Below are 5,930 nucleotides of genomic sequence, written 5' to 3'. Positions count from 1 at the left end.
CCTGGGAGGGGTTAGGGGTGGGTTCCGATTCCCGATTCCCGATTCCCGATTCCCTTCTTGAGACGATATAAAAACAATCGTACTTTTATCTTCTGAGCCTTGACTGGTAATCTCTGACTCTTCACCTTTGGCTGCTAATTCTTGTCCGGTAATTAACTCAAAGGCACCGGCAATATTAACCTTGCCCAGCAAACAGCGTTCTGGTTCTTCTACTTCTTCCGGGTCGCAGGGAATGGCACTATTGGTAATAGCAGCACGAATCGCTTCCGCATCGGGAGCTGCCCCTTGTTGTAATTGCAAACTCATTAACAACGCCGAAATTCCGGTAATTACTGGAGCCGCACAACTGGTTCCTTTTTTCCGCACTGCTTCATCGGTTCCCGGTTGTGCCCCCAGAATATTTTCTCCGGGAGCCAGCACCCCTTGTTGATTATACTGGCCACCGAAGTTACTGAACTTGGCTGGTTGATCATTATCTTTGTAGGCTCCAACGGTGAGTACTCCTGGCAAAACTGCCGGAATACACCAACATTCCCCTTTATCATTACCACCAGGGGCAACTACCAGAACGTTATTATCCTGGGCTTGACGCACTGCTTTTTCCAACAGTTCATGGGCCACACCAGATTGGGTGGGGTGACAGGCGGCGCAGTGAATAATATTGGCTCCCAGTTCCAAGGCTTGATTAAAGGCATGAACTAGGTTCAGGGGGTTGATGAAGTTTTCCCCATCCCGGTCAATGGGAATATTAATGCCTCGGCAACCAGGGGCAATCCCTTCAACGGGAGAGTCTGGTTGTCCAAAAATGGTACTGGAAATATGGGTGGCATGGAAATCACAGAAAATCCGATGACGAATCCGGTCGTCCGGAATAGCAGCTTTGAGCTTATCTTGTTTAGTGTCGTCGTCTAAGTCATATAACTGATCAATGTCTCGGAAGACTTTGATCAGATCGGGGTCAATTTCAAGTTCTTCTGACCAAAAGGGGGTAATTCGACTCAGCTTTGCCCCACCGAAACAGGCTCGGTCTAAGTCTACTGAACCATCTAATACTGCGATCAGAAGGCGAGAATCACCGGTGGTGTGGCTTTGGAGTTGGGTGAAGCCGGGGATGGTGGAGAGGTCGGGCATTTTTTTTTAAGGTTATGGATGGGGAATGGGGAATTAAGAATTAAGAATTGAGAATTTAGAATTGGGAGTGGGGAGTGGAGAGTGGGGAATCGGGAGTCGGGGATAATTTGAACAGCAGCAACGGGCAAGATGCCCGTTCTACTAAGATCGCTATTCTACTAAGATGGCTATTTTACCAAGATGCGCGTTCCCGGAAAATCTTACCATCAAATAGTCACACATTGACTAGACTTCGTGGCAGTTGTCCGGAACAGGTAACAGTGGACAACAATTGAGGCAAACACAATCATAGAGCTACTTTGGCAAGAGTTCTATTGACTATCTACTCCTCCCAATTCTAAATTCTAAATTCTTAATTCTAAATTCTAAATTCTAAATTCTTAATTCTTAATTCTAAATTCTTAATTCTAAATTCGTAAGCATTCAGCCGTCAGCCGTGAGCTTTTAGCTCACGCTACTTGAGGTGCCGTCAGCTTATTTTATTCAAAAGCACCGATCTAGTAGCGCTTAAGCTGATAGCACCTCAAGTAGCGTGCGCGTAGCGCTTAAGCTGATAACTGATAGCTGAATGCTTACTTTTTTTCTACTAATTTCACCATCTAAGCAAAAGTCTCTTTCCTAACCCCACAAAGGCGAACTACTGGTTAGTGAGAGATTTAACTTTTTGATAGGTTATTTTTTTTACTCATACTGATCTATTTATATCTTTTTTATTGGACTTTTGCAAGAGGTCTACTATATCCCTTATGGGGAGAGCCTTTAACTAGTATAGTAGTACAAATGAACGGGGTAACTTCAGTTACCAAGTAGGTTATCAGCTTCAAAAGTGGACAATATCTGGAAATTTAGATAGTAAAAATGATAAAGTTTGTAACGTTTAATTAAGCCCACCTACTTATAGGTCAGCATCTTCTTACAGGATGTCTAATTGACTTGGTAAATTTGAGGGCTGAAAAGCAGTTAATGAGATACTTTCAAGTTTTTGGAGAGGTCTAATGATCAGTATTTTCAGTAAAATGACGTAATTTTCTGAATAAATAATTCAGCAATAATACTTATTCTATAAGTACCTACACAGAATTAATTGCCTACTCCAAATCTCTGTAACCATTACCCTGCAATGCTTTTATTTTTTAAAAATGTGCAACGCCATTTTGTGTACCTGCTTAAGACAAATTGCTTTAAGAATTGCAATGCCATTGCAGTTCTTAAAGCAATAAGGTTAGTTTATTTACTGTAGAAGAATTAGCGAATTGAGTCGCTAATTGAACACTTGAGTACTAAACAACAAGGAGTTCTTATGTTGAAAAAAATGGTTAGCTTAGTTATCGTTCTGTTAATGTGTGTCTCATTCTGGGTGCCAACCAATGCGGTGGCAGCCGCATCCACTATCCAAAAAGCCAATACTATCATCGTAGATATGGGCTCTGCTAAAAAGAAGGACATCGAAGCTTTACAACACAGTCACGGTAAACTATTCGACAAGCTTGCAAACTATATGGAGAAGCTAAAAGAATCCGGGGAAGTTGGTGAAAATGCACAGCCAGTGATTTTAATCGTTAAAAAGAAAAAGAATAAGCCCCAGTATCAAGAAGCTGAGGCTTCTTGATAAAGAAACCGCACTATTCTCAACAAAATCACTCTATTACGAGTAGATTTCTACGAGATTATAGGGGTTTCGAGCCACGATCAACCCATATCTATCCAATCCACATTATGGGCAATTTTTTCTTGCGCTTACCCTTTAAAAAGAAAAACGAGAAAGACTGGTGATATTAAGGATATTTCTTCCTTCAGCCTAGCCTACAGGCTATCTTCGGTTTTAGTCTAGAAACATTTTTAGTCTAGAACTATTTAATTAAAATGGGGGTGCTAATCACCCCCATTTTAATTGCTATACAGTGGTTAATTTTTGGTTAAACCAGATGAACTGATTGGGTGTCAAACCACAGCAGGCTCCTTCTCGGCAGGCTTAACTTTACTCAAAAGCTCTTGCAATTTGTCACCCTCAATTACTTCTGTGTCCAATATTTCTTTAGCAATGGTTTCAAGCAACTCCCGATTCTCGTTCAGAATCGCTAATGCTTGTTGATGACCTGTTTCTACAATCTCTTTGACTTCATCATCAATTGCTTTAGCAGTTTCATCACTGACATTGCGGCGGGGATTCATCATCCCATCTCCGAGAAAGTTTGACTGCTGACCTTTCTGGTAAGCTAAGGGTCCGAGCACTTTACTCATGCCATAGGTGGTTACCATCTGCTCCGCTAAATCCGTAGCTCGTTGGAGGTCATTGGAAGCGCCGGTGGTAATGCTATTAAACACAATCTCTTCCGCTGCCCGTCCACCAAGCAAGGTAGCAATCTGACCTTGGAGTTCTTTTTCATCCATTAAGAAGCGGTCTTCTGTAGGCATTTGCAGGGTGTAGCCTAGTGCTGCCATCCCCCGTGGCACAATCGAGATTTTAGCGACTTTACTACCACCAGGCATCAAGGCACCAACTAGAGCATGACCGACTTCATGGTAAGCAACGATGGTTTTCTCTTTGTCATTGAGTACCCGGCTTTTCTTCTCTAGACCAGCAACTACTCGCTCAATGGCTTCAGCAAAGTCCGCCTGGGTTACTTTTTCTTTGCCGTTGCGGGCGGCTAACAGCGCTGCTTCATTAACGAGATTAGCGAGGTCAGCACCAGCAAAACCAGGAGTACGAGTTGCGATCGCTTTTAGATCCACATCCTCCCCCAGCTTCACTTTCTTAGCATAGATTTCTAAAATTTTCAAGCGACCGGATAAATCAGGACGGTCTACCAACACCTGCCGATCGAATCGTCCTGGACGTAACAGAGCTGGGTCTAGGGTTTCAGGGCGGTTAGTGGCTGCTAGCACAATTACCGTAGCATCACCAGCAGCAAATCCATCCATTTCCGTTAGCAACTGGTTGAGGGTTTGTTCCCGCTCATCGTTCCCACCAACAAAACCAGAACCACTAGCACGGGACTTACCAATAGCATCCAATTCATCAATGAAAATAATACAGGGAGCTTTCTTTTTGGCCTGTTCAAATAAATCCCGAACTCTGGCAGCACCAGCACCGACAAACAGTTCTACAAACTCCGATCCAGAAATACTAAAGAATGGTACACCAGCTTCCCCAGCTACTGCTTTAGCCATTAGAGTTTTACCCGTTCCAGGAGGTCCAACTAATAGCACTCCTTTTGGAATTCGTGCTCCTATATTAGTAAACCGTTGGGGCGTTTTAAGAAAATCCACAATTTCCTGTAATTCAGTCTTGGCTTCTTCTACCCCAGCCACATCATTAAAGGTAACTTTAGTGGTATCATCTTGCACATAAACCTTAGCTTTACTCTTGCTAATAGACAAAGCACCTTGGGGTCCACCACCACCAAAACGCCCTGCAAAAAACTGCAAAATGCCAACAAAAATTAGTGGAGGTATCACCCAGCTGAGCACGATGGCAAACCAGCTTCGTTTAGGGGGAGGAGCAGCAGCAAATTCTACTCCTTTATCTTCTAGCCGTTGGGGTAACTCTAGGTCATAGATTGGGGTGGTGATCAGAATTTGTCCTGGCTGTTCAGTATCAGCTTTGAGCTGATACTGGATTTGGTCTTGCCCAACATAAACCCGCGCTACCTTTCCATCTTGGACTTGGTCAATAAACAAGCTGTAAGGTACCCGAGGGATTTTCGGTCCGAAGAACCCAGGCAAGAATAGGTTAGCTACAAGAAATAAACCGCCTAAAAACAAGAGAATATTGCCAATTAGGCGAGATCGAGGGGGTTGAGGTTTGTCTTTAATACTCATAGATGCAAACTAGTTAAATGCAAACTAGTGTTTGTTTAAAATGCTTTTGTTATAGAGGGTGAAAGCCCTCAATCTTAGCCTACCAGGGTACGGTTAAAAGTTATACCAATTCTTCAAAGTAGAACTACAGATGTAGATGAGGAGATAAGGAGATGGGGAGATGAAATTGATGTGTAGCGGTGTGAGCCCTGAGAATTACTATTAACTCTAAAATTCCAGACTTTCTTCATCGGGGTAAACCCATCTTATTTTGAAATACCTACGATAAGTATTTTTGCTTACTAGTCGTGAAATCTTTTGGTTAGTAAGGCTTCTAAAACTTAGATAGATTAGATAAGTATTTATGCTTACTAGTTATGCAATCTTTTGTTAGTAAGGCTTCTAAAATTTAGATGAGTTTATCATAGAGTAATCATATGGTCAACTCTAGGCAAAGCTTTCTATTGAGAAATAGACTTAGACGGCTTCCAACCAATCAAAGATTTGTTCTAATTGATCTAATGTAATTAGTCCGTATTGCCAAAGAACCATGGGTAAAAAGGTTGGGCTTGGTTCGCCCTGGCGTAGAGCCAGGGCAATGGAAGCCCCAGGAATCTCTAACTCTTCCTGTAACCAGCGAATCAATTTAGTAAGCACTGAATACTGCATCGACCTCTGGTTTAGGAATTGGGTAGAGAGTTGCTAGCAAAAGCATCCATTGCATAGGCGGGAGTGCGATCGCTATAGTCAGTGTCTTGACCAGTGACGGATTTGGCCAGTTTGTTGAAAGACTCACTACGCCAGTTGCGCTCATGGATGGGCTTGGTTTGCTCACCACGGAAGTAAGCTTGAGTACCAATTAGCGCCGCAGCAGTCCAACCAACAATTAACAGTGCAATTACAATAGTCATCGATTTCTCCCTTGTTTTTTACGAGGTAGTGGTCAAATAAGTAACGAATAAGTAACGAATGATTTAGCTGATACCGAAGGCGGTCAA

6 protein-coding genes are annotated in these 5,930 nt (G+C 42.7%); 2 read left to right on the top strand and 4 right to left on the bottom strand.

What is annotated here, in order from left to right; genetic code table 11:
• On the bottom strand, window positions 1-1,131 hold a 1,131-nt coding region (locus AC4II3_RS30750), incomplete at its 3' end, for a S8 family serine peptidase (RefSeq protein WP_488016087.1).
• Window positions 1,132-1,205: 74 nt separating this feature from the next.
• Between AC4II3_RS30750 and AC4II3_RS30745 the strand changes: the two genes are divergently transcribed.
• Both AC4II3_RS30745 and AC4II3_RS30740 read left to right on the top strand, forming a co-directional pair.
• Window positions 1,206-1,406 (top strand): hypothetical protein, encoded by a 201-nt coding sequence (locus AC4II3_RS30745; protein WP_488016085.1) that lies wholly within the window; start codon window positions 1,206-1,208, stop codon window positions 1,404-1,406.
• 1,025 nt (window positions 1,407-2,431) lie between these two features.
• The gene (locus AC4II3_RS30740; RefSeq protein ID WP_488016084.1) at window positions 2,432-2,740 is read left to right on the top strand and encodes a DUF6200 domain-containing protein; all 309 of its coding nucleotides are present in this window, start codon (window positions 2,432-2,434) and stop codon (window positions 2,738-2,740) included.
• A 332-nt stretch (window positions 2,741-3,072) separates the two neighbouring features.
• Here the strand turns inward: AC4II3_RS30740 and ftsH4 are convergent, their stop codons facing one another.
• The 3 genes from ftsH4 to AC4II3_RS30725 all read right to left on the bottom strand — a co-directional run bounded on the left by ftsH4 (window position 3,073) and on the right by AC4II3_RS30725 (window position 5,843).
• Complete coding sequence (ftsH4, locus tag AC4II3_RS30735; protein ID WP_488016082.1) at window positions 3,073-4,953, bottom strand: ATP-dependent zinc metalloprotease FtsH4; 1,881 nt, start codon at window positions 4,951-4,953, stop codon at window positions 3,073-3,075.
• A gap of 456 nt (window positions 4,954-5,409) precedes the next feature.
• Window positions 5,410-5,601, bottom strand: coding sequence for a DUF2949 domain-containing protein (locus AC4II3_RS30730; RefSeq protein WP_488016080.1), 192 nt, complete (start codon window positions 5,599-5,601; stop codon window positions 5,410-5,412).
• Between the two features lie 11 nt (window positions 5,602-5,612).
• Window positions 5,613-5,843, bottom strand: a complete 231-nt coding sequence (locus AC4II3_RS30725) for a photosystem II protein, Psb35-related (protein ID WP_488016078.1) — start codon at window positions 5,841-5,843, stop codon at window positions 5,613-5,615.
• Window positions 5,844-5,930: the final 87 nt, after the last annotated feature.

Source organism: Moorena sp. (assembly GCF_982860115.1).
The sequence above is the reverse complement of the archived record's forward strand: the minus strand, read 5'-3'. Positions and strand labels throughout refer to the sequence as shown.